This window comes from Actinomadura sp. NPDC049753, from assembly GCF_040674655.1.
Lineage (GTDB): Bacteria > Actinomycetota > Actinomycetes > Streptosporangiales > Streptosporangiaceae > Spirillospora > Spirillospora verrucosospora.
The window spans coordinates 1-20,872 of record NZ_JBFARL010000092.1 but is presented as its reverse complement, the minus strand read 5'-3'; the positions used below and the strand labels follow the sequence as shown (position 1 = coordinate 20,872).

Annotated in this window: 21 protein-coding genes and 1 pseudogene; 11 read left to right on the top strand and 11 right to left on the bottom strand. The window is 72.5% G+C overall.

Annotated features, from left to right (window positions below; genetic code table 11):
• Positions 1-20: 20 nt before the first annotated feature.
• Both AB0K37_RS23250 and AB0K37_RS23245 read right to left on the bottom strand, forming a co-directional pair.
• Complete coding sequence (locus AB0K37_RS23250) at positions 21-641, bottom strand: hypothetical protein (protein WP_363984363.1); 621 nt, start codon at positions 639-641, stop codon at positions 21-23.
• Between the two features lie 115 nt (positions 642-756).
• Complete coding sequence (locus AB0K37_RS23245) at positions 757-972, bottom strand: hypothetical protein (RefSeq protein ID WP_363984361.1); 216 nt, start codon at positions 970-972, stop codon at positions 757-759.
• Between the two features lie 195 nt (positions 973-1,167).
• Between AB0K37_RS23245 and AB0K37_RS23240 the strand changes: the two genes are divergently transcribed.
• From AB0K37_RS23240 to AB0K37_RS23225, 4 genes are all read left to right on the top strand, one after another.
• Positions 1,168-2,250: a CapA family protein gene (locus AB0K37_RS23240; RefSeq protein ID WP_363984359.1), complete on the top strand. Its 1,083-nt coding sequence runs from the start codon at positions 1,168-1,170 to the stop codon at positions 2,248-2,250.
• A gap of 40 nt (positions 2,251-2,290) precedes the next feature.
• Positions 2,291-3,046, top strand: coding sequence for a MerR family transcriptional regulator (locus tag AB0K37_RS23235; RefSeq protein WP_363984357.1), 756 nt, complete (start codon positions 2,291-2,293; stop codon positions 3,044-3,046).
• Positions 3,043-3,630: a GyrI-like domain-containing protein gene (locus AB0K37_RS23230; RefSeq protein ID WP_363984355.1), complete on the top strand. Its 588-nt coding sequence runs from the start codon at positions 3,043-3,045 to the stop codon at positions 3,628-3,630. The genes AB0K37_RS23235 and AB0K37_RS23230 overlap by 4 nt, the downstream gene beginning before the upstream one ends.
• Positions 3,631-3,703: 73 nt before the next feature.
• Complete coding sequence (locus tag AB0K37_RS23225) at positions 3,704-5,542, top strand: SDR family oxidoreductase (RefSeq protein WP_363984381.1); 1,839 nt, start codon at positions 3,704-3,706, stop codon at positions 5,540-5,542.
• A 1-nt stretch (position 5,543) separates the two neighbouring features.
• Here AB0K37_RS23225 and AB0K37_RS23220 read toward each other — a convergent pair whose 3' ends face one another.
• Positions 5,544-6,536 carry a helix-turn-helix transcriptional regulator gene (locus AB0K37_RS23220; RefSeq protein WP_363984353.1) on the bottom strand — a complete coding sequence of 331 codons (993 nt, stop codon included), beginning with the start codon at positions 6,534-6,536 and terminating at the stop codon, positions 5,544-5,546.
• Positions 6,533-7,639, bottom strand: coding sequence for an LLM class flavin-dependent oxidoreductase (locus AB0K37_RS23215; protein ID WP_363984351.1), 1,107 nt, complete (start codon positions 7,637-7,639; stop codon positions 6,533-6,535). Before AB0K37_RS23215 ends, AB0K37_RS23220 begins: the two co-directional genes overlap by 4 nt.
• A 107-nt stretch (positions 7,640-7,746) precedes the next feature.
• Between AB0K37_RS23215 and AB0K37_RS23210 the strand changes: the two genes are divergently transcribed.
• Positions 7,747-8,508 (top strand): endonuclease/exonuclease/phosphatase family protein, encoded by a 762-nt coding sequence (locus AB0K37_RS23210; RefSeq protein WP_363984349.1) that lies wholly within the window; start codon positions 7,747-7,749, stop codon positions 8,506-8,508.
• Here the strand turns inward: AB0K37_RS23210 and AB0K37_RS23205 are convergent.
• Positions 8,505-9,278 (bottom strand): SAM-dependent methyltransferase, encoded by a 774-nt coding sequence (locus AB0K37_RS23205; protein ID WP_363984347.1) that lies wholly within the window; start codon positions 9,276-9,278, stop codon positions 8,505-8,507. The two genes, AB0K37_RS23210 and AB0K37_RS23205, sit on opposite strands and share 4 nt — an antisense overlap.
• A 132-nt stretch (positions 9,279-9,410) precedes the next feature.
• Here AB0K37_RS23205 and AB0K37_RS23200 point away from each other — a divergent pair, with 132 nt between their 5' ends.
• Positions 9,411-10,469 carry an MBL fold metallo-hydrolase gene (locus AB0K37_RS23200; RefSeq protein ID WP_363984345.1) on the top strand — a complete coding sequence of 353 codons (1,059 nt, stop codon included), beginning with the start codon at positions 9,411-9,413 and terminating at the stop codon, positions 10,467-10,469.
• Between the two features lie 10 nt (positions 10,470-10,479).
• Here AB0K37_RS23200 and AB0K37_RS23195 read toward each other — a convergent pair whose 3' ends face one another.
• The 6 genes from AB0K37_RS23195 to AB0K37_RS23170 form a co-directional block, all read right to left on the bottom strand.
• Complete coding sequence (locus AB0K37_RS23195; protein WP_363984343.1) at positions 10,480-11,241, bottom strand: class I SAM-dependent methyltransferase; 762 nt, start codon at positions 11,239-11,241, stop codon at positions 10,480-10,482.
• The gene (locus AB0K37_RS23190; protein WP_363984341.1) at positions 11,238-11,885 is read right to left on the bottom strand and encodes a GNAT family N-acetyltransferase; all 648 of its coding nucleotides are present in this window, start codon (positions 11,883-11,885) and stop codon (positions 11,238-11,240) included. Before AB0K37_RS23190 ends, AB0K37_RS23195 begins: the two co-directional genes overlap by 4 nt.
• Positions 11,886-12,111: 226 nt before the next feature.
• Positions 12,112-13,812 (bottom strand): peptidylprolyl isomerase, encoded by a 1,701-nt coding sequence (locus AB0K37_RS23185; protein WP_363984339.1) that lies wholly within the window; start codon positions 13,810-13,812, stop codon positions 12,112-12,114.
• A gap of 33 nt (positions 13,813-13,845) precedes the next feature.
• Positions 13,846-14,136, bottom strand: coding sequence for a chorismate mutase (locus tag AB0K37_RS23180; RefSeq protein ID WP_363984337.1), 291 nt, complete (start codon positions 14,134-14,136; stop codon positions 13,846-13,848).
• A gap of 25 nt (positions 14,137-14,161) precedes the next feature.
• Positions 14,162-14,569 carry a MarR family winged helix-turn-helix transcriptional regulator gene (locus tag AB0K37_RS23175; protein WP_363984335.1) on the bottom strand — a complete coding sequence of 136 codons (408 nt, stop codon included), beginning with the start codon at positions 14,567-14,569 and terminating at the stop codon, positions 14,162-14,164.
• Positions 14,570-14,604: 35 nt separating this feature from the next.
• Complete coding sequence (locus tag AB0K37_RS23170) at positions 14,605-15,909, bottom strand: GH1 family beta-glucosidase (protein WP_363984333.1); 1,305 nt, start codon at positions 15,907-15,909, stop codon at positions 14,605-14,607.
• Positions 15,910-16,058: 149 nt separating this feature from the next.
• On the opposite strand from AB0K37_RS23170, the gene AB0K37_RS23165 reads away from it, so the two are divergent.
• The 5 genes and pseudogenes from AB0K37_RS23165 to AB0K37_RS23145 form a co-directional block, all read left to right on the top strand.
• Positions 16,059-16,682, top strand: coding sequence for a TetR/AcrR family transcriptional regulator (locus AB0K37_RS23165; protein WP_363984331.1), 624 nt, complete (start codon positions 16,059-16,061; stop codon positions 16,680-16,682).
• 84 nt (positions 16,683-16,766) lie between these two features.
• A complete protein-coding gene (locus tag AB0K37_RS23160; RefSeq protein ID WP_363984329.1) occupies positions 16,767-17,375 on the top strand; it encodes a hypothetical protein in 609 nt (202 codons plus the stop codon).
• 241 nt (positions 17,376-17,616) lie between these two features.
• The gene (locus AB0K37_RS23155; protein ID WP_363984327.1) at positions 17,617-18,723 is read left to right on the top strand and encodes a ferritin-like domain-containing protein; all 1,107 of its coding nucleotides are present in this window, start codon (positions 17,617-17,619) and stop codon (positions 18,721-18,723) included.
• A gap of 260 nt (positions 18,724-18,983) precedes the next feature.
• Positions 18,984-19,994 carry a hypothetical protein gene (locus AB0K37_RS23150; RefSeq protein WP_363984325.1) on the top strand — a complete coding sequence of 337 codons (1,011 nt, stop codon included), beginning with the start codon at positions 18,984-18,986 and terminating at the stop codon, positions 19,992-19,994.
• A 485-nt stretch (positions 19,995-20,479) separates the two neighbouring features.
• A pseudogene (locus tag AB0K37_RS23145) lies at positions 20,480-20,872 on the top strand (septal ring lytic transglycosylase RlpA family lipoprotein); the annotation flags it as partial.

The following is a 20,872-nucleotide window of genomic DNA, read 5'->3' as shown; positions in this document are numbered from 1 at the left end:
GTTCTGTCCTCGGGACGGGGTCAGGGGGCGAAGGGCGGGGCCGTCTTGAAGACGGGGTGGAGTTCGATGCTGGGGGCCAGGTCTGTGAGGATGCGGCGGGCGCGGGACAGCGGGTGCTGGGGGAAGTGCGGGTCCCAGCCGGGGTCCTCGGAGAGGTTGCGGGGCAGGCCGCCCTGGAGCTCCGGGGCGTAGGCGTGCTGCGCCCACCAGCGCATCATGTCCTGGAGGTCGCGGCCCTGCCCGTACTCGGTCAGGTAGTGGTTGAGCGCGGTGCTGTCGCGCATCCCGGTGACGCCCTGCTCCAGACACTGGATCTTCAGGACGAGGCTGCGGTCCGCGCGCGGCACCGTGAAGGAGGCGACGTAGGCCACGCCGGTCGGGCGGTCGGGCAGCGGCAGCTTGACGATCTGCCGGACGGCCGGGAGCCCGTCCAGCGTGATCACGTCCAGTTCGATCAGCCCGCCGCCGGATCCGGCGGTCTTGGCGGCGGTGCCGCGGCGCAGGAGGTCGAGCTGCTCCAGGGGGGCCGGCAGGTCGGGCGGGACGTCGAAGCCGTAGAGGGCGACGGTGTCGCCGTCGGCGTTGCGGAAGGCTCCGGGTTGGAGGGACTGCCAGCCGGTCTGGTCGAAACGCAGGGACATGAAGCTGCACGTTAACGCACAGAACAGGGCGTAGGGGGAGCGGCCGGGTGGGAGGTCGCCCGGCCGCTCCCGGGTGAGGGGCGGCCCCAAGGCCGGGCCTCCCCTCCGGTGAGGGTCAGTCGCCGTCCGCGGGGGGACGGCAGGCGGGGCACAGGCCGCGGAACGTCACCTCGGCCGCCTCGATCCGGAAGCCCGCACCGGTCGCCGGGGCCAGGCAGGGGTCGTGATCCGCGGCGCGGCCGGCGTCCTCGGCCGCTCCGCAGTCCCGGCACACCAGGCGGTGGGCGCCGGAGGCGCGGCGCTCCCGCCGGGCGGGGCTCGCCACGGTCATCGGGTGCGCGGCCTCGGCGTCCGGGGTGCGGTCATGCGGGTCAACCTATCTCCGTAAACATGAACGGCTCAAGGGAAAGAGTTCTGCGTCTTTGCCGGGACGCGGCGCGCTCATGGCATGCTGGGCCGATCCGACCCACAGGTCCACGGGGGGCCGGACGGAGGCGAGGCGATGGCCATGCGGGGGAAGACGGGCATGCGGGGGGCGACAGCCCTGGTCATGGTCGGAGTGGCACTGGCCGCGGCGGCGTGCGGCGGCTCGGAGAAGTCCAAGGCGGAGGGCGCGACGCCCCCGGCTTCGCCGTCCGCCGGGCAGCAGGGCGGAACGCGGCCGGCGAAGGCCGCCAAGCAGCCGATCCTGCTCGCCTTCGGCGGTGACACGCACTTCGAGGGGTCGCTGCGCGGGCGGCTGGCTCGACCGTCCACGGCGCTGGGCCCGGTCGCGAAGCAGTTGCGCGCCGCGGACCTCGCCATGGTGAACCTGGAGACGGCCATCACGACCGGGGGGACGCCCGCGCCCGGCAAGCAGTTCACCTTCCGTGCTCCGGCGACCGCGCTCACGGCTCTGAAGGCCGCGGGCGTCGACGTGACCTCCATGGCGAACAACCACGGCATGGACTACATGGAAGGCGGCCTGCGCGACTCCCTGGCCGCCATCAAGCGCAGCGGGTTCCCGGTCGTCGGCATCGGCAAGAACGCGGACGCCGCCTACCGGCCTTACCGCGTCACGGTGAAGGGCAACAGGATCGCCATCGTCGGCGCCACGCAGGTGCTGGACGACCACCTGATCCAGGCGTGGACGGCCACCGACACCAAGGGCGGCTTGGCGTCGGCCAAGGACATTCCGCGCATGGTGCAGGCGGTGAAGGAGGCGCGCCAGGGCTCGGACGTCGTCATCGTCCACCTGCACTGGGGCGCCGAGCTGAAGGGGTGCCCGCTGCCCCGCCAGCAGGAGCTCGCCAAGGCTCTCGTCGAGGCGGGCGCTGACGTCGTCGTCGGCGGGCACGCGCACATCCCGCTGGGCGGCGGGTACATGAACGGCGCGTACGTCCACTACGGCATGGGCAACTTCGTGTTCTCCTCCGCGCAGGGCCAGACGGCGAAGTCCGGCGTGCTCTTCCTCAAGGTGGAGAACGGCAAGGTCACCAAGGACAAGTGGAGCCCCGCGCTCATCTCCGGCGGCATCCCCGTGCCGATGCAGGGCGCCGCCGCCAAGGCGGAGGTCAGGCGATGGAACGGCCTGCGTTCGTGCACCGGGCTGAGTGTGCGTCCGTCCTGAGCTGGACTCTCCCACCGTGGGAGGGCCCAGGGTGGGGTCCGTGAGCAAGGATCTCCTCCCGATCGGACGGTTCGCGCGGCTGTGCCGGCTGAGCGTCAAGCAACTGCGGCACTACGACGACCTGGGGCTGCTGGCCCCGGCGTGGGTCGACCCCGCGTCCGGCTACCGGTACTACCGGACCGGCCAGGCGCGGGACGCGCTGCTGATCGGGCTGCTGCGGTCGATGGACGTGCCGCTGCCGAACGTCGCGCGGGTCCTGTGCGGCGAGGGCGGCGCCCTCGCGGAGGCGCGGAGCACGGTCGAGGCGGACGTCGCCCGCCGGCGGCGCGCCCTGCGCCTCCTGGACCGCGTGGTCGCCGAGGGCCTGCCGGAGACGGAGGTCTCGGTCGTCCGGGAGCCGGCGCGGCGCGTGTTCGTCGCGCGGGAGTCCGCGACGCCGGCGACGATCGACAGGGCGACCTCGGCGTGCGCGACCCGGCTGCTGCCCCGGAGGGGGCCGGACGGCCTGCTGGTCGGCCTGTTCCCGCTCGACATGGGGGACGAGTTCGACGTGCGCGTGGCCGTCCAGCACGAGGACGGCGACGACCTCCTGCCCGGCGGCGTGTTCGCCGCGGCCCTCCATGCCGGTCCCTACGAGGAGATCGCGCTCACGGTCCACGGCGTGCTCGCGTGGTTCGGCGACCACGGGCAGACGCCCGCCGGGCCGCTCCGCGAGGTGTACCTCAACGACCCCGCGACCACGCCGCCCGAACACCTGGAGACCCGGGTGATGATTCACGTGGAGGATCCTCGATGACGAGCGCGACCGATCGGGCGCACGACTGTCCAGGGGCGCCCGCACAGGGCGCACCGGGGTGGTACGAGGCGGCCGACGAGCCGGAGCTGGTGGAGCACGGGACCGTGACCGGCCTGGCCGTCACGGGTCAGGGCGAGCCGGGAGGCGCCGTCTACTACGAGAGCGTGGGCGCGCTGTACGCGGTCATGGAGGCGCTCGGCGCGCCCATGGTGCCGCTGGAGGGGCGGTGGTGGGTCGAGGACGACCGCTCGCCGTTCGAGGTGCCGCGCGAGGAGTGGCGGTGGCACCTGTTCCTCCGGCTCCCGGACGGGACGGCGACGATCGACGCCGCCCGCGCGCAGGTCTGCTCGGGCCTGCCCGCGGCGGCACGCGTCCAGCACGTTTCCTACACCGACGGACGGTGCGTGCAGGTGTTGCACCGCGGGCCCTACTCCGACGAACCCGCGTCCCTCGCCCGCATGGAGTCGCTGATGGAGGCCGAGGGCCTGGTGCCGAACGGCCTGCACCACGAGGTCTACCTGTCCGACGTCCGAGAGGAGGATCCGGCCAAAATGCGCACGATCCTGCGCCAGCCGGTCCGCTAGGGAACTGTGGACACGCCGCCCCAGGAGCGTAGTTTCACGGGAAACGAGCTCCTAGGGACAGGCGGGCGTGCCGATGCGTGACCAGTGGGTGAGGTCGGGCGAGATCGAGCTGGCGGTGCGGGTGCGGGGCGTGGAGAACCGGCCGACGGTCGTCCTCGTCCACGGCTACCCCGACACGGGCGCGATGTGGGACGAGGTCGCCGGGCGGCTCGCCGAGCGGTTCCGCGTCGTCGTCTACGACGTGCGCGGGGCCGGCGCGTCCGGTGTCCCGGCCGACCCGCTGGACTACCGGCTGGACGCGCTCATGGGCGACCTGGAGGCCGTCCTGGACGGTGTGGGCGCCGACGAGCCCGTCCACCTGGTGGGGCACGACTGGGGCTCGGTGCAGGGCTGGGAGGCCGTCATCGGCGACCGGCTGCGCGGCCGCGTCGCCTCGTTCACCTCGATCTCCGGGCCGGACCGGCGGCACATGGCCCGCTGGGCGCGGGAGGCCGTCCGGTCCGGGCCGCGGGGCGTCGCGGAGGTGCTCGGGCAGGCGCGGCGCAGCGTCTACATGCCGGTCCTGATGACGCCCTGGGCGGGCGAGGTCGCGGCGAGGGTCCTCGCCGTCGGATTCGGGCGGGTGATGCGGCTGCGCGAGGGCGCCGAGCCGCGTCCCGGGCACCCGGCCGCCACGTTGCCCGCCGACGCCCGCCACGGGCTCGGCCTGTACCGCGCCAACATGGGCCGCGGCCGTGTTGGCACTGGCCGTGTAGAGACCGGCCGTGCTGACATGGGCCATGTCGGCGGTGCGGGCGCGCTCGGCGATGGGCGGACGGACGTCCCCGTCCAGCTCATCGTCCCCGTGAAGGACCGCTACGGCTCGCAGTCGCTCCTGCTGTCCGCGCGCGGGCCCGTGGAGCGCCTGTACGTGCGGCGCGCACCGGCGGGGCACTGGGTGGCCCGCAGCCACCCCGACCTCGTCGCCCGCTGGATCGGTGAGTTCGTAGAGCACATCGAGGGCGGGCCGGAGACGCCCGCGATCGCCCACGCGCGCGCGGCCGGGCTCCCCGGTAAGGACTTCGGTGGCGATCTCGTCGTCATCACAGGGGCGGGCAGCGGCATCGGACGCGCCACGGCCCATGCCTTCGCCGCCGCAGGGGCCCGTGTCGTCGTGGCCGACATCGACGAGGGCGCCGCCAAGCGCACCGTGGAGGAGATACAGGCGTCCGACGGCGAAGCCCATGTCTACGGGGTGGACGTGGCCGACGCAGAGGCGATGGAGCGGTTCGCCGACTACGTCCGTGACACGTTCGGGGTCCCCGACGTCGTCGTGAACAACGCGGGCATCGCCATCGCGGGGTCTCTGCTCGAAACGTCCGAGGAGGAGTGGAACCGCATCCGCTCCATCAACCTCGACGGCATGTACCGCGGGTCGCGCCTGTTCGGCCGCCAGATGGTGGAACGCGGCGAGTGGGGCCACATCGTCAACATCTCGTCGATGGCCGCCTACCTGCCCAGCGCGGAGATGCCCGCGTACGGCGCCACCAAGGCCGCCGTGCTGCAGATGACCGAGGGCCTCCGCCTCGACCTCGACCGCCACGGGATCGGCGTCTCCGCCGTCTGCCCGGGAGTGATCGACACCCCCATCGTCGGCAGGACCCGTTTCGTCGGCCTGCCGTCCGGCGCGGAGACCGAGCTGCGCGAGCGGATAGGGCGCGCGTCCGAGCGCCGGGGATACTCGCCGGAGAAGGTCGCGGGGGCCATCCTGCGGGCCGTCCGGCAGGACAGGCCGGTGGTGCTCGTCACCGCCGAGGCGCGCTTCGGCCGCGCCCTCTCCCGCGTGTCGCCCACCGCGAACAGGGCCCTGGCCCGCATGGGACGGCGCGCCGGCGACCGCCTCCGGACGGGCATGGAGGGGCCCCGGGGCTGACTCAGGCCCGCATCAGGGTCTGCGAGGGCGTCTCGCCGAAGCGCTGCCGGTAGTGGGCGGCGAAACGGCTCATGTGGAAGTACCCGGCCGCCCCGGCGACCTCGGTGATCGCGCCGGGCCCGGGCCGGGCGACGGTGAGCTCGGCGCGGGCGCGGTCGAGCCGCACGCCGCGCAGGAGCTGCGTGGGCGTCATGCCCCACTCGGCCTGGCAGACGGCCTGGAGCTGCCGCACGCCGAGCCCCACCGCCGCCGCGATGTCGGTGACCGCGATCGGGCGGTGGTGGTGCGCCTCGACCCACTCCCGGATGATTCCGGACAGATGGTGGGGGACCCGGTCGGCGGGCTCGGCGAGGTTCGGCGTGCCCGTGTGGGGCAGGCCGAGCAGGATCGCCGTCAGCAGCGACTCTTCCAGGCTGCGCTCCGCCAGCGGGTGGAGGCCGCCCTGCGCCGCCGCGTCGTCGAGGACGTCGCAGACGTACCGCCAGGTGCGCTCGACGATCGAGGACGGTACGAGGCCCTCCTCCCCGACGTCGTGGAAACGCAGCGGCGCGGCGTGCCCGCGCCCGAGGTGGGCGCCGAGATGGTCGGCGAGCCGCCCGGTGCTCGTCGCGATGACCAGGCAGCCCTCCGTCGGATGCGGCGTCATCCGCATCGCCTCGTCGTGCGACAGGACGAGGCTTCCCGCGGAGGTCGTCCGGCGCCCGGAGGCCCGGTACTCGACGCCCATGGGCGCCATCGGCGCGCACATGGCGAAGTGCCCTTCCGTGGGCGGCGTGTCCACGATGACGCCGCCGCCCCCGTACCGCACCCAGACGAGGTTGACCGAGCCCACGCCGAGGGCGTTGACCTGGCCGTCCATCGGCACGTCCGGTTCGAGCGCCTGGAGGTCGTGGCCGACGGCGAACGGCTCGACCGTGTCGTGCAGGACTCCCATGTCCTTGCTGAGGACGCGCCGGTGGGCGGACAGGGGCGGCTTGGCATCGGAAGAAGTCATCGTCCTGGCGGGGAAGCCGTTTCCTCATCGTCGGCGGACAGAACACCTCGGGCGCGCAGCCGCGGCATGACCTCGGCGGCGAAGTAGCCCAACTCGTCAGCGTAATTGAGGAACGACAGAGCGATACCGTCGAATCCCGCATGAGCGAAATCCGCCAGGCCGTCCGCGACGTCGTCGGGGTCGCCGACCAGCGGGCAGCTGCCGTGGCCGGCCGCGAACCTGTCCCGGTACACCTGGAGCATCTCCGGGGTGAACGACTGAGCGTGCAGCCCCTGCAGCCGCATCACCTCGTCGACGGCGGGCCAGTCGGCGCGCTCGTCGGCGTAGTAGCGCAGGAAGTCCTCCGCCTCCTTCCTGGTCGGCCGGCACACGACATGGCCGAGCGTGAAGACGCCCACCGACCGGCCGTGGGAGGCGGCCTCGGTGCGGATGGCCTTCACGATCTCGGCCCCGTCCTGCGGGCCGCCGACGACGGTGAACGCCCGGTCGGCGTTGCGCGCGGCGAACGAGCGCCCCTGCGTGGACGACCCGGCGTTGATGACGGGCAGGCTGTGCCCGTTGTACGGCTTGGGCCTGCCCACGACGTGCTTGAGCTGGAAGAACCGCCCCTCGTGGTCGAACGGCTCGTCGGACGACCAGATGCGCCTGACGACGTCCCACCACTCCTGCGCGAGGGCGTAGCGCGTGTCGTGGTCGCCGGGCAGCGAGAGGCCGAACATCTCGTATTCGGGAGCGTGCCAACCGGCCACGATGTTCAGCCCGACCCGCCCTTTGCTGAGGTGGTCGGCGGTCGCGAGCTGCTTGGCCGCGACGACGGGGTGGTGGAACGCGGTGTGGACGGTGGTGAACACGCGGAGCCGGCTCGTCTGGGCGAGCAGCCCGGACGCCCACACCAGCGGATCGAGGGCGCTGCGATGGAAGTCGGTGTCCGGCCCCCAGTCCGTCCAGCGCGCGACCGGCAGGAGGAAGTCGATGCCGACCTCGTCCGCGATGCGTGCGAGCCGGAGATTGTCGTCCCAGGTGGCGTGCCATCGCTCCGGCGCGGTCGTGATGGCCAGCCCCGATTCGGTGTTGGGGGAGAACAAGCCGAGTTGGAATCCCATGCAGAACCTTTCTTGTCCAGCGCGTCCGGCATTGCCGGTCCGGTCGTCGCGCCCAGTATCGGAAGGCGTCACCACGATGGGCAACGCGGTGACATAGAGTGGCCGACATGCAGGCGCGCGTGCTCACCTTCAACACCCTTTTCAAGGGCGAGGCCCGAGCCCGGATGGGCGTCCTGGCCGAGACGATCGAACGATCGGACTACGACGTCGTCTGCCTGCAGGAAGTCATCTCGTGGCGGGTGCTGGGCCTGCTTCGGCACATCGCGACCTCCTATCCGCACGTCTCCTACATGCCGATGTTCCCGCTCGTCCGCGGGGGACTGGTGACCCTTTCCCGCCACCAGGTGACGCGCCGCCATTTCCGGGCGTACACGCCCGCGAGGCCCGCGCGTCCTGAATGGTTGCTGGGCAAGGGCGCCCTGTTCACCCGGGTCCGGCTCCCCGGCGGCCACCTCACCGTGGTGAACACCCACCTCTCGGCGAACCTGGACATGGACTGGTCCCCCTCCAACGTCTACACGCGCGTCGAGAAGGCGGAGCTGCGCCGGCTGGCGGCGGCCGTCAACCGGATTCCGAAGGCGGAACCGCTGGTGGTGATGGGCGATTTCAACGTCCCCCGCGATTCCCCCTACCTTGCGGAGTTCGTTTCGAGCACCGGCCTGCGGGACGTTTTCGGCGGCGACACGGAACCGACCTTCCGTCCCGAGTACGCCGAGATCGGCGCCATTGACCAGGTCCTGGTCAGGCCGGGCCTCCAGGCGAAGACGCGCCTCGTCTTCAAGGAGAAGGTCCGCCTTCCCGGCGGGCGTTCGGCCGTCCTGTCCGACCATTACGGAATCGAGGCCGAGATCACGGGACAGGACGGCTAGCCGTCCTTGCGGGCCACGGCCGTCCAGCCGGCGTCGGTGATGTACTCGCCGCCGTAGGGGCGCCATTCGTGCAGGCGGACGACGCCCGGGTCGACGATGGTGAGGCCGTCGAGGAGCGCGGCCACCTGCTCGCGGGTCCGGGCCACCAGGCTCGCGCTCGCCGCCTGCGACCGGTAGGTCTCGCCGACCCGCACGTTGCGCCGCTCCTCCAGCGCCGCGTGCGACAGGATGACGTGGCTGCCGGCGGGCAGGGCCTCGGTGAAGCGCCGGACGAGCGCCGCCGGGTCCTCCTCGTCGCGGAGGAAGTGCAGGACGGCGACGAACAGCACGCACACCGGGCGCCGGAAGTCGAGCAGCGCGCGCACCTGCGGATCGTCCAGCACCGTGTCCGGTTCGCGCATGTCGGCCTGGACGATCGTGGTCAGCTCGTCCGTGGCGACGAGGGCCCGCGCGTGGACGGTCACCATCGGATCGTTGTCGACGTACGCGACCCGTGCGCCGGGCTGCTCCTCCCGCGCGGTCTCGTGCACGTTGCCCTGGGTGGGCAGGCCGGTGCCGATGTCGAGGAACTGGTCGATGCCGCGTCCGGCCACATAGCGGACGGCGCGCTGGAGGAACGCGCGGTTCGCGCGGGCGACCCCCTCGACCGTGGGCAGCGCCCGCGCGACGGCCTCCGCCGCCTCGCGGTCGGAGGCGTAGTTGTCCTTGCCGCCCAGGAAGTAGTCGTACATGCGGGCGACGCTCGGCGTGCCGGTGTCCACACCGGGCACGGACGATGCTTCTCCGGAGTCCGCCATCCCGTCGCCACGACCTTCCTGAACGGCCCCAAATCGCGATCGTTCAGTCTACGTCGCGCGGGCGTCGCGCGCGGGCGGCCGCCGGGCGGCGGTTAGGCTGCCGCCATGTGCGAGACCGGTGGCGGGACGGGGGAGGCGGCGGCGTCGATGCCGCGCCCGGTGCGCGGCGCGGCGGTCGATCCCGTCGCGCTGGAACCGGTGGACGAGGTCGAGATCGTCACTCTCGTCGACAACGTCTACGACGCCCTGCTGGGCGATGACGAGCGGACCCGCCGGGCGGGCGCGGGCGCGGGAGTGGTGGCGGCGCCGCAGTTCGAGGGCGGCCGCACCAACACGGGGATGATCGCCGAGCACGGCTTCTCGGCGCTGGTCACGGTGCGCCGGGCCGGCCGCTCCACCACCCTGCTGTTCGACACCGGCCGGTCGCCCGACGCGATGGTCACCAACGCCGACAGGCTCGGCATCGACCTCGGCGACATCCAGGGCGTCGTGCTCAGCCACGGCCATTTCGACCATGCGGGCGGGCTGGCGGGGATGGTGGGCCTGCGCGGCGTGCGGTCGATGCCGATGGTGCTGCATCCGCTGGTCTGGACGAGGCGCCGCCTCGCGGTGCCCGGCCGGGACGTCGAGGAACTGCCCACGCTGAGCAAGCGGGCGCTGGACGGGGAGGGCTTCCAGGTCATCGAGCGCCGCGAGCCCTCGCTGCTCCTGGACGGCAGCGTCCTGATCACCGGTGAGGTCGACCGGACGACCGAGTTCGAGCGCGGCATGCCGCCGCCGCACCAGGCCTGGACGGGCCGGGAGTGGGTGCACGACCCGCTCGTCCTCGACGACCAGGCGCTCGTCGTCCATGTCCGGGGCCGCGGGCTGGTCGTGCTGACCGGCTGCGGCCACGCGGGCGCCATCAACATCGTCCGGCACGCGCAGCGGCTGACGGGGGTCGGGGAGCTGCACGCGCTCGTCGGCGGGCTGCACCTCGGCGGCCCCGCCTTCGAACCGGTCATCACGCCCACCGTCGCCGCCCTCACCGACCTCGCGCCGGGGCTCGTCGTCCCGGGGCACTGCACCGGCTGGCGCGCCCAGCACGCGCTGGCCGCGGCCCTGCCCGACGCCTGGGTGCAGGGCAGCAGCGGCACCGCGTACCGGCTGAGCGCCGCCGCGTAGCGCGCCCGCCTCACGACGGCCTGCGGGCCTCGATGAGGGTGCGGGACGAATGGGCGGTGAAGACGCCGTCGCGCCGGATCCGCGCGTCCAGTTCGCGCAGGCGGTCACGGTGGCGGTCCACGGTGAAGCCGGGGACGATCCAGATCACCTTGCGCAGGAAGTAGACGACCGCGCCGATGTCGAAGAACTCCATGCGCAGGCGCTCGGAACGCAGGTCGACGATGTCGAGCCCCGCGGCCCGGGCGCCGGCGCTCTCGACTTCCGGGTCGCGTGCGCGGCGGGCCTCGGGCTGGGGGCCGAGGAAGAACTCGGTCAGCTCGAAGACGCTCGCCGGGCCGACGTGCTGGGCGAGGTAGGTTCCGCCCGGCGCGAGGACACGCGCGATCTCGGTCCAGCGGACCGTGGCCGGATGGCGGCTGACGACCAGGTCGAACGCCTCGTCGGCGAAGGGGAGCGGCGCATCGCCGGAGCCGGCGACGACGACGGCGCCCCTGGGGTGCAGGAGGCGGGTGGCCTTGGCGACGTTCGGCGGCCACGACTCGGTCGCCGCCATCGTCGGCGGGAACACCGCGGCGCCCGCGAGCACCTCTCCCCCGCCGGTCTCGACGTCGAGCGCCGCCCGCGCCCGGCCCAGCCGCTCGCTCATCAGCCGCTGGTATCCCCAGGACGGGCGCTGCTCCGTCGCGCGGCCGTCCAGCCAGGAGAAGTCCCAGCCCGCCACGGAGACCGTCCCGGCCTCGGCGACCAGATCGTCGAAAGTCCGGTCCGTCATTTCGGAAGCCCCAGCATCGTCCGGCAGGGCGCGAGGCCCTCGATGGTGACGGGGACGGTGCGGTGGCGTTCCCAGTCGGCCCGCGTCAGCCGGTACCGCCGTTCGATGGTCACCGCCCCGCGGATGACGTGGCGGTCGACTCCGTTGGGCTGGTAGCCCAGCTTGCGCGACACCGCGCTCGAGGCGTGGCTGTCCTCGAAGGCGGCGGAGACGGCCTCCTCGGCGTCCAGGCCCGCGAAGGCCAGGTGCAGCACGGCCGCTCTCATCTCCGTGCCGATCCCCTGCCCGTGGTGGCGCCGACCGAGCCACGAGCCGGTCTCGACCTGCCGGAGGACGACGAGGTCGCGCGCCCAGAGAGTCTGCTGCCCGACGACTTCGCCCTTGTGGAAGACGGTGAGGTCGAGCTCCCACTTCTCCGGCGTCCATTCCCCGAGCGTCCTCCAGTGGTGCTGGACGACGCCCCGCGCGACCTCGGCGGGCGGGCGGTCCGTCCACGGCACCATGAACGGCATCGTCTCCGGATCGTGGACGCCCTCGGCGGCGAGGTCGGCCAGCGCGGCGAGTTCCTCGGGCGAAGGCAGGCGCAGCTCCAGTCGCGGCGTCCTCAGCCGCAACCCGAGCGCCGGGAAGTGATCGACCAGCATCCCCTCACCATGACCCCTCCGGCGTCCTCCGGCACCTGGTTTTGTCATTGCGGGTGAAGGCGGCGACCGCGAGGTTGGCGGGCATGCCGTCGTTCGCCGCCCCCGACGGGACCGAACTCGCCTACCGCTTCGCGGGAGAAGACGAGCCGCTGGTGTGCGCGCCCGGCGGCCCGATGCGCGCCTCGGCCGTCCCGCGGGACAGGGCGACGTACCGGTGCGAACGGGCCTACTCCGCTGTGCGCAGTTCGTTGATCGTGATCTTCTGCTTCGGGGCGCCGTCCGCGCCGCCGCCCGCGACCCCCTTCCGGGCGACGGCGTCCACGATGTCCATTCCGGCGGTGACGTGGCCGAACACCGTGTAGGACGGGGGGAGGCTCGTGGTGTCGCCGTACAGGATGAAGAACTGGCTGCCGTTGGTGTTCGGGCCCGCGTTGGCCATGGCCACGGTCCCCCGCGTGTAGCGCGCGGAGCCCAGGCTCTCGTCGTCGAACTGGTAGGCGGGCCCGCCCGCGCCGGTCCCGCTCGGGTCGCCGCACTGGAGGACCTGGAGGCTCGGGCCGGTCGTGAGCCGGTGGCAGGACGTGCGGTCGTAGAACTTCTGGGCCGCGAGGTAGGCCAGGGAGTTCACCGTGCAGGGCGCCGTCCCGGCGTCCAGCGAGATCTGGAGCGTCCCGAGGCCGGTCCTGACGGTGGCGCGCGACGGGGCCGTCGCCGGGAGCCCGGCCGGCGGCGTCCCGACGTCCTTGGCGTTCGTGCCGGTCGCGGGCCGGTACGTGCACGACCTGGACGGCGTCGACCGGGCGACCGGCGTTCCGGCGCCGCTCCGGCCGCCGCCCTCGGCCTCGTCGCCGCCCTTGAGGAGGAGCGCGGCGACGAGCCCGCCGGCCAGGATCACGGCCGCGGCGCCCGCTCCGGCGACGAGGAGCACCCGGCCGCCCCGCCCGGACTGACGCCCGCTGCCGGGGTACGTCGCGGGAGGCGGCGGGGGCATGGGCGCGGCCGGCGTCCAGTTCGCGGCGGGCGGGTGCGCCGCGGCCGGAGGAGTCCAGCTCGCGGCCCGCGGCGGGGCGGCCGGCCGCGCGGCGGCCGAGGTGCCCTCCGCGAGGAGGTTCGCGTTCGGGCCGAGCCCGAGCAGCCGCTGGAGCACCTGGAGGGCGGTCGGGCGGGTGGCGGGGTCCTTCTCCAGGCTGGACGCGACGAGCATCCGCAGGTCACCGGTCAGGGCGCCCAGGTCAGGCTCCCCGTAGAGGATCCGCTGCATGACGGCCGGCATGGTGTCACCGCCGAACGGCGGGACGCCGTTCGCGGCGAACGCCATCGTGCAGCCCCACGCGAACATGTCCAGCGGCGCGCCTCCCGCGGACCCCGCCGCCTGCTCGGGCGCCATGTAGGCGGGGGTGCCGACGGCGCCGGTCAGGGTGGCGGAGGTGGCTTCGAGCGGGCGCGCGACGCCGAAGTCGATGACTTTCGGGCCGTCCGGGCCGAGCAGCACGTTGGCGGGCTTGAAGTCGCGGTGGACGACACCGGCCTCGTGGATGGCCGCGAGCGCGGTGGCGGTGCCGACGGCGAGCCTGACCAGCTCCTCCGGCGACGCCGTGCCCTCCTCGGCGACCCTGTCGCGCAGCGAGGGCCCGTCGATGTACTCGCTGATGATGTAGGGGGTGTCGCCGTCGGCCTCCGCCGCGAGGATGCGGGCGGTGCAGAACGGGGCGACGCTGCGGGCCGCCGCCAGCTCCCGGTCGAAGAGGACGCGGGCCCGCTCGTCCCGTCCGAAGTCGGCGTGCAGGAGCTTCACGGCGGCCCGCTGCCCGGTGTCCGATTCGCCCAGGAAGACGATGCCCTGGGCACCCTCGCCGATCCGGGCCGTCAGCCGGAATCCGCCGATCTCGCGGGGGTCGGTGGCGCGCAGCGGGCGGGTCTCCGGCATTCAGAACCTCCACGACGAAGCGGAGAGAGCAGACTATCCGCGGCGTGTCGCGTGCTCGTCCAGCTCCAGATCGATGAAGGCGCCGATCATCGCCCGCCACACCGTCTCGGCGACCTCGGGCGAGAGCCCGGCGTCCGCGGCCCTCTCCCGCGCCAGCGTGACGACCCGCTCGACCCGGTCGGGGGCGCGGACGGCCCGCTCGTCGCGTTTGAAGGCGGCGGCCGCGCGGACCAGCTCCTCGCGCTCGGCCAGCAGCCGGACCAGCCACCCGTCGACGGCGTCGATCCGCGCGCGCACGTCCGCGAGAGTCTCAGGAGTCTCCATGGGCATCAGCATGCCGCACGGCGGATCATGATGAGACGCGCAGCAGCAGGGCGAGGAGCGTCGCGCGGTCGCCCTCGGGCAGGGGCGCGAACAGCTCGGCGAGGACCGCGTCGACGATCCGCCGGCCGGTGTCGAGGAGCTTCTCGCCGGCGGGCGTGAGGTGGTGCTCGACGCTGCGGTGCCGCCCCGGCCGCCGGTCGATCAGCCCCTGGGCGGCCAGGCGCCCGGCGAGCGTCCCGAACGCCTGCTCGCTCTGGAACGTCTCCGCCGCCAGGGCGCGGGCTGACGACCCGGGAGCGCGGCCGATCGCGCGCAGGGCGTCCCACTGCGCGGGCGTCGTGCCGGCGGCGGCGAGGCGGTTGTCGAGCGCACGGTGCTGCCGGTGGTGGGCCTGCCTGAGCGCTCTTCCGAGTTCCTGCACTTCGACGGGCATATGACAAGGGTAGAAGCGGCCGTCCGCCGGGTCCGTCAGCGACGCCTGGACGACGCGATGAGGTCCCGGTACCAGGTGTAGGACGTCTTCGGCGTGCGCTTCTGCGTCTCGTAGTCGACATGGACGAGCCCGAAGCGGGGGTGGTAGCCCTCCGCCCATTCGAAGTTGTCCAGGAGCGACCAGGTGAAGTAGCCGCGGATGTCGACGCCCTCGTCGACGGCGGTCCGCACGGCGGCGATGTGGGCGTCCAGGAACTCGATGCGGGACGGATCGTCCACGGCGCCGTCGGGACCGGGCTCGTCGGCGAACGAGCAGCCGTTCTCGGTGATGTAGAGCGGCGGCAGGTCGTAGCGCGAGTCGAGGGTGCGCAGCAGCTCCAGGAAGGCGTCCGGGACGATCGGCCAGCCCATCCCCGTCGTCGGGTACTCGGTGATGTCCACGATGTCGAACGGCAGCGGGCCCTCGGCCGGGGTCGAGATCCGTGTGGGGGTGTAGTAGTTCACCCCCAGGAAGTCGATGGGCGAGGCGATGACCGACATGTCCTCGGAGCGGATGAACGGCGCGTCCCCCATCAGGTCGGGGTAGCGGCCGAGCAGGACGGGGTCGGTGAACAGCCGGTTCATGAACGCGTCGAAGGCGTCGGCGGCGGGCCGGTCGGCGGGGGAGGCGGCCCAGGCCGGGGAGTAGTGGTTGGTCAGCCCCACCGTGCGCGCGCCCCGGCTGCGCAGGGCGTTGACGGCGAGGCCGTGGCCGAGGAGCTGGTGGTGGGCGGTGGGCAGCGCGTCGAGCATGAGCGTCCTGCCCGGGGCGTAGACGCCGAACGCGTAGCCGTAGGCGGTGACGACCACGGGCTCGTTCAGGGTTATCCACATGTCGACGCGGTCGGAGAGGCGCTCGGCCGCCAGGTAGGAGAATTCGGCGAACCGGTAGGCGGTGTCCCGCTCCATCCAGCCGCCGGCGTCTTCGAGCGGCTGCGGGAGGTCCCAGTGGTAGAGGGTGGCGGCGGGTGCGACGCCGGCGGCGAGCAGGCCGTCCACCAGCCGGTCGTAGAAGTCGAGGCCCTTGGCGTTGACGGCTCCGCTCCCGGAGGGCTGCACGCGCGGCCACGCGATCGAGAACCGGTACGCGTCGACGCCGAGGCCCGCCATCAGCGCGACGTCCTCGGGCCAGCGGTGGTAGTGGTCGCAGGCGACGTCGCCGGTGTGGCCGTCGCGGGTCCGCCCGGGCGTGTGGGAGAACGTGTCCCAGGTCGACGGTCCCCGCCCGTCCTCCCCGACCGCGCCCTCGATCTGGTAGGCGGCGGTGGCGACGCCCCAGCGGAAGTTCTCCGGAAGACCCATCCGCGCTTCCTTCCCCCATGGTCCGACCGAAAATGCGAATAGCCTTCGGATATTAGTGGCGGGGTGGTGCGGGCGGAAGACTCCCGCGACCCAGAGGTATGGCACGCAGTGCATGCTCGGCACCCGCGCGTCCGAGGGACAATGGCGAGGTGACCGAGATCCGAACCCCGCTCCGCCGCCGCCCCGCCCAGCGCCGCAGCGCCGAACGCGTCCAGCGGATGCTGGACGCCTGCGCCGAGATCCTGGACGAGGACGGCTACGACGGCCTCACCACGACGCGCATCGCCCAGCGCGCCGAGGTGGCGATCGGCTCGGTGTACCAGTTCTTCCCCGACAAGCGCGCGGTCGCACAGTCGCTCGCGCTGCGCAACCTGGAGGAGTTCGGCGAGCGGATCTCGGCGCGGCTCTCCGCGGGCCGGTTCGGCGACTGGTCCGACACCGTCGGCGCGATCATCGAGATCTTCGTGGAGATGCACCGGACCGTGCCCGGCTTCCGGGTGCTGCGCTTCGGCGACGTCGCCGACGTCAACCTCCTCGACTCCGACGCCGACAACAACGCGGTGGTCGCCGACCGGCTCCGCAGGATGATCGTGGACACCTTCGGCGTCCAGGACACCCCCGGCCTCGCCACCGCGCTCGCCATCGCGGTCGAGGCCGGCGACGCCGTTCTGAAGATGGCGTTCCGCCGCAGCCCGGACGGCGATCCGGAGATCGTCGCCGAGGCCGAGCGGCTGATCCACGGGTACCTGGCCGCGCACATCCAGGAGTCCTGACCCGGACGACGGACGCATCCGGAAAACGTCGGATGAAGGGGACTTGCTATGGCAGACTCCCCTCCGCAAACCGACACGGAACGGGTGAGTTCGCTGGACGAGGAAAGACTCCAGGCGCAGCGCCGGCTGCTGATCCGGCAGCGGGTCCGCCTGATGGTGAACCAGTACGAGGTGCACGCGGAGGGGCCGGACGGCGGGGAGGGCGAGCTGCTCGCCTTCGCGCAGCAGAAGCGGCTGGCGTTCAAGGAGCAGGTCACCCTGTACTCGGACGACTCCAAGACGCGCCCGATCCTCGGGTTCAAGGCGCGCAAGCGCATCGACCTCGCCTCGGCGTACGACATCACCGACGCCCACGGGCAGCCGATCGGGGTGTTCCGCAAGGACTTCAAGAAGTCGCTGCTCGCCTCCACCTGGCACATGGAGCAGCCGGGCCTCGGCGTGACGACCGGCAGCGAGCGCAACAAGTTCGTCGCCGTGCTGCGGCGCGTCTGGCAGTTCATCCCCTACGTGGAGAACCTGCCGTTCGCGTGGCCGTACCACTTCGACTTCTACGCCGGCGACCAGGTCGTCTTCAGCGTGGAGAAGAAGTTCGGCTTCCGCGACCGCTACATCGTCGAGATCAACGACCCGCGCCTGGACCGCCGGCTCGTCATCGCCCAGGCCGTCGGCCTGGACGCCCTCCAGTCCCGCTGACCCCGGGCCCGCCGCCCGCTCGCCCGCACCCCCGCCCGGGGGCGCGGGCGACCGCGTTCGGGCGGCCGCGTTCGGCGGCGCACGTGTCAGGCGGCGGCCGTCTTCGGTGACTCCCGCGTCACGGGTTCCGGCGACTCCCTGGTTTAACCGCGCTTTACATGTTACGAAGGTATGTAAAGCCATGGGCGGTGCACACCCGCGTCGCGATCGTGCGGCGTCACCCCTGGAGGAGGATCCCCCCGTGAGTTCCCACGACCTCTACGCCACGCCGGTCCCGACCGACACGTGGAACGTACCGATGGCGGGCGACACCCGCTTCACCTGGGAGTACGACGAGGGCCGCGACCGGCTGCTGAACCTGTACCAGAAGGGCAAGGACAAGCAGTGGGACGCGCAGAAGCGCATCGACTGGGACCTTGAGGTCGATCCGATCAACATCGCCGGGCTGCCGGAGAACTTCAACCCGCTGTTCGGGTCCGACATCTGGGACAAGATGTCGCAGAAGGAGAAGGACGAGTTCGGCCGCCACCAGGGCTCGTGGCTCTTCAGCCAGTTCCTGCACGGCGAGCAGGGCGCGCTGAACGTCTCGGCGCGCATCGTCCAGACCGTCCCCGACCTGGACTCGAAGTTCTACGCCGCCACCCAGACCATGGACGAGGCGCGGCACGTCGAGCTGTACGGGAAGTTCGTGCACGAGAAGATCGGCATGTACTACCCGATCAACCAGGACCTGGCGAAGCTGCTCGCCGAGTCGCTGGAGGACAGCCGCTGGGACCTGCCCTACCTCGGCATGCAGGTCCTGATCGAGGGCCTCGCCCTCGCCGCGTTCGGGCTGTACCGGGACATGTCGACCAACCCGCTGGTCAAGCAGCTCCTCGCGTACGTCATGCAGGACGAGGCGCGGCACGTCGCGTTCGGGCGGCTCGCGCTCAAGGACTACTACGCCGAGCTCACCGACAAGGAGCGGGCCGAGCGCGAGGAGTTCGTCGTCGAGGGCTGCTACCTGATGCGCGACCGCTTCAAGGGCCGCGAGATCTTCGAGCAGCTCGACATGCCGGTCGAACGGTGCATGGAGTACGTCGACAACTCCGACATGTACACCCTCTATCAGTCGCTGCTCTTCAGTCGCATCGTCCCGTGTGTCCGGGATGTCGGTCTTTGGGGCGACAAGGTGCAGGCCGCCTACGAGGACATGGGCGTCCTCGACAACGCCAAGGCGGACCTCGAAGCCCTGATGCGGCAGGACGAGGAGATCGCCGAGAAGGTCGACGAGGAGCGCTACGCGACCGAGCTCGCGGCCCGCAAGGACGAGGTCGACGAGGCCATCTCCCTCGGCGCCGCCGAGTAGCCGGCCGGCCCGCGCGGGCGGGGGCGTCCCATGGGGCGCCCCCGCCCTTGTTTTATCGGAAATTGTCAGCATTTGGCATTTCGCCGAACACCTATGATCAGTTCATCTAGATCTTTCTGTTTTCCCCAAGTCATTTTCGAATCGGCCGCATACGGCACCGCGGTGTACTAGCGTCCCCGCTCGACGGTGCGCCGGGATTCACCAGCCGCTCGGGCGCACGCCACATGTGCACGGCCAATCCGAAAACCCCGGGGGAAAGAATGAACCGCTCCGCCAGAAGCCTGCTGAGGGTCTCCGTCCTCGCCTCGTTCGCCGCCGCGGTCGCCGTGGCGGCCGCGCCGACGGAGGCCGCGCCCGCGAAGGCGGCGCCGAGCGCGGCGGCCGGCCCGTCCACGCTGCTCCTCTACGAGACCGCCGCCACGGGCCATACCGTCATGCGCACGCTCCCGGCCCCGGTCGCCGGGACGGGCGCCCGGACCGCCGCGCTGGGCGGCGGCGCCGCGGACGGGGTCCTCCGGGCCGCTCCGGCGGGCTCGGGGCTGCGCGCCGCCCGCGCCCGCTGCCGGGTGCGTCCGGCCGAGGCGGTCGAGTCGAAGACCGGGCTGGGGCTGCCCGGCGCGGAGCTGCCGGCCGTCGGCCAGGCCCCGATCGGCGGGCTTCCCCAGGGCGACTGCCCCGGTGCGGCCCGCCGCGACGCGCGCGACCGCAAGCCGGGGACGGCGCTGCCCGTCCTGTCCGGCGGAGGCGGCGACGTCTCCGGGACGCTGCTCGGCGGCGCCGGCACGCTCGGCAAGGGCCTGCCCACCGGCAAGCTCCTGTCCACCGGCAAGCTCGGCCGCCGCGAGGCCGCGCGGTCGGCCGTCCCGAACGGCCGCGCCGCCGAGACGCCCATCAGCCTGGCCGGCCCCGGGCCGAACTCCGGACTGCCGGGCCTCGGGTCCCTGCTCGGCGGCGGGACGCTCGGCGGGCTGCCCCTCGGCCGGACGCTCTTCCCGTCGGCCGCCCGGTACGCCGGGCCCGCCCCGTCCGGCGACCTGGTCGGGAAGGCCAACGGCACCGTGAACAAGGCCGGGACCGGTCTCACTCCGGCCGAGGGCGACGTCGGCCACGTGGTGGACGTGCTGAAGGCGCGTGACGGCGCCCGCAGGACGGCGGACGGCGGACCGGCGGACGGCCCGCTGTCCATGCCGGACGCGTCCGCGCTCGGCGTGCCGAAGGTGCCGGCGCTGCCGGCGGTTCCGCGCGTCCCGGCCGCCCCCGGGCGCGGCTGACGCCCGGCCTGTCGTCCCAGCTCGCGGGGCGGTCCGACGGAAGTGATCTTCCGCCGGACCGCCCCGTTCCGTTGTGCCGGATCCTTTGTTATCCGTCCGAGATCAGCGGTATGCACGCAGTAAAGACGATCTTGAAATGCGGTCACCCGGCGAAGTTGATCAGCTTCGGCGTGCAAAAGCTGAGGTGACAAATCCCACAAACAACGGCTCTACGTCTTGATCTGTGGAGGACACAACGTACGGTCAAGGACTTGTGCGGCGCTTCAGCTATTTCGATAAGTGAAGATGCCTTTCCAGCCGCACCTGCCGGACGTCGATCCGCGATCGAGCGGGCGCGCCTGAGAGAGCGGCGCGAGGCGGGCTGAGGAGCCCGCGGGCGGCGGGGGATCTGGGGGACGGCTGACGTCGCCTGGCCACGCCGCGAGAGAACGGCGGTCACATCCGCCTGGCGTCCGGGGTCCTGTCCCCTAACAAAGGACTCCTCTGTGGGTAGCCCTATCAGGCGTCGTCTTCGAGCGCGCCTACGCACCATCCTGATCGTCTCCGGCGCCGCCGTCGCCGTCCTGGCCGTGGGCGCGTTCGCCCTGGCCGGGCGCGACGGCTCCGCCGACTCGGCACAGGCGGCGCAGACCGCGCCGCAGGCCGCCGACCCGCTGGCGGACCGTCCGCACGGCGAGCCGACCCGGGCCGACCGAGGCCGGCCCCGCACTCCGGAGCCGTCGCCTTCGAAGACGCCCAAGAAGGGCAGGAAGAAGTCGTCGAAGGCGGACGCCCAGGTCGCGAAGCTGGCGAAGCGCAAGAAGAAGCGGGACAAGGTCGTGGAGTCGGGTTCCTGCGAAGCCTCCTACTACTGGGAGGGGCAGATGACCGCGAGCGGC

Bases quoted from the DNA above. Each gene is read 5' to 3' on its own strand.
- AB0K37_RS23175 (WP_363984335.1), bottom strand. From the start codon at position 14,569: ATGCCCGTCGAAGTGCAGGAACTCGGAAGAGCGCTCAGGCAGGCCCAC.
- AB0K37_RS23150 (WP_363984325.1), top strand. From the start codon at position 18,984: ATGAACCGCTCCGCCAGAAGCCTGCTGAGGGTCTCCGTCCTCGCCTCG.
- AB0K37_RS23220 (WP_363984353.1), bottom strand. From the start codon at position 6,536: ATGACTTCTTCCGATGCCAAGCCGCCCCTGTCCGCCCACCGGCGCGTC.
- AB0K37_RS23185 (WP_363984339.1), bottom strand. From the start codon at position 13,812: ATGCCGGAGACCCGCCCGCTGCGCGCCACCGACCCCCGCGAGATCGGC.
- AB0K37_RS23170 (WP_363984333.1), bottom strand. From the start codon at position 15,909: ATGGGTCTTCCGGAGAACTTCCGCTGGGGCGTCGCCACCGCCGCCTAC.
- AB0K37_RS23190 (WP_363984341.1), bottom strand. From the start codon at position 11,885: ATGCTGGTCGATCACTTCCCGGCGCTCGGGTTGCGGCTGAGGACGCCG.
- AB0K37_RS23215 (WP_363984351.1), bottom strand. From the start codon at position 7,639: ATGGGATTCCAACTCGGCTTGTTCTCCCCCAACACCGAATCGGGGCTG.
- AB0K37_RS23180 (WP_363984337.1), bottom strand. From the start codon at position 14,136: ATGGAGACTCCTGAGACTCTCGCGGACGTGCGCGCGCGGATCGACGCC.
- AB0K37_RS23200 (WP_363984345.1), top strand. From the start codon at position 9,411: ATGTGCGAGACCGGTGGCGGGACGGGGGAGGCGGCGGCGTCGATGCCG.
- AB0K37_RS23240 (WP_363984359.1), top strand. From the start codon at position 1,168: ATGCGGGGGGCGACAGCCCTGGTCATGGTCGGAGTGGCACTGGCCGCG.
- AB0K37_RS23250 (WP_363984363.1), bottom strand. From the start codon at position 641: ATGTCCCTGCGTTTCGACCAGACCGGCTGGCAGTCCCTCCAACCCGGA.
- AB0K37_RS23225 (WP_363984381.1), top strand. From the start codon at position 3,704: ATGCGTGACCAGTGGGTGAGGTCGGGCGAGATCGAGCTGGCGGTGCGG.
- AB0K37_RS23230 (WP_363984355.1), top strand. From the start codon at position 3,043: ATGACGAGCGCGACCGATCGGGCGCACGACTGTCCAGGGGCGCCCGCA.
- AB0K37_RS23245 (WP_363984361.1), bottom strand. From the start codon at position 972: ATGACCGTGGCGAGCCCCGCCCGGCGGGAGCGCCGCGCCTCCGGCGCC.
- AB0K37_RS23195 (WP_363984343.1), bottom strand. From the start codon at position 11,241: ATGACGGACCGGACTTTCGACGATCTGGTCGCCGAGGCCGGGACGGTC.
- AB0K37_RS23210 (WP_363984349.1), top strand. From the start codon at position 7,747: ATGCAGGCGCGCGTGCTCACCTTCAACACCCTTTTCAAGGGCGAGGCC.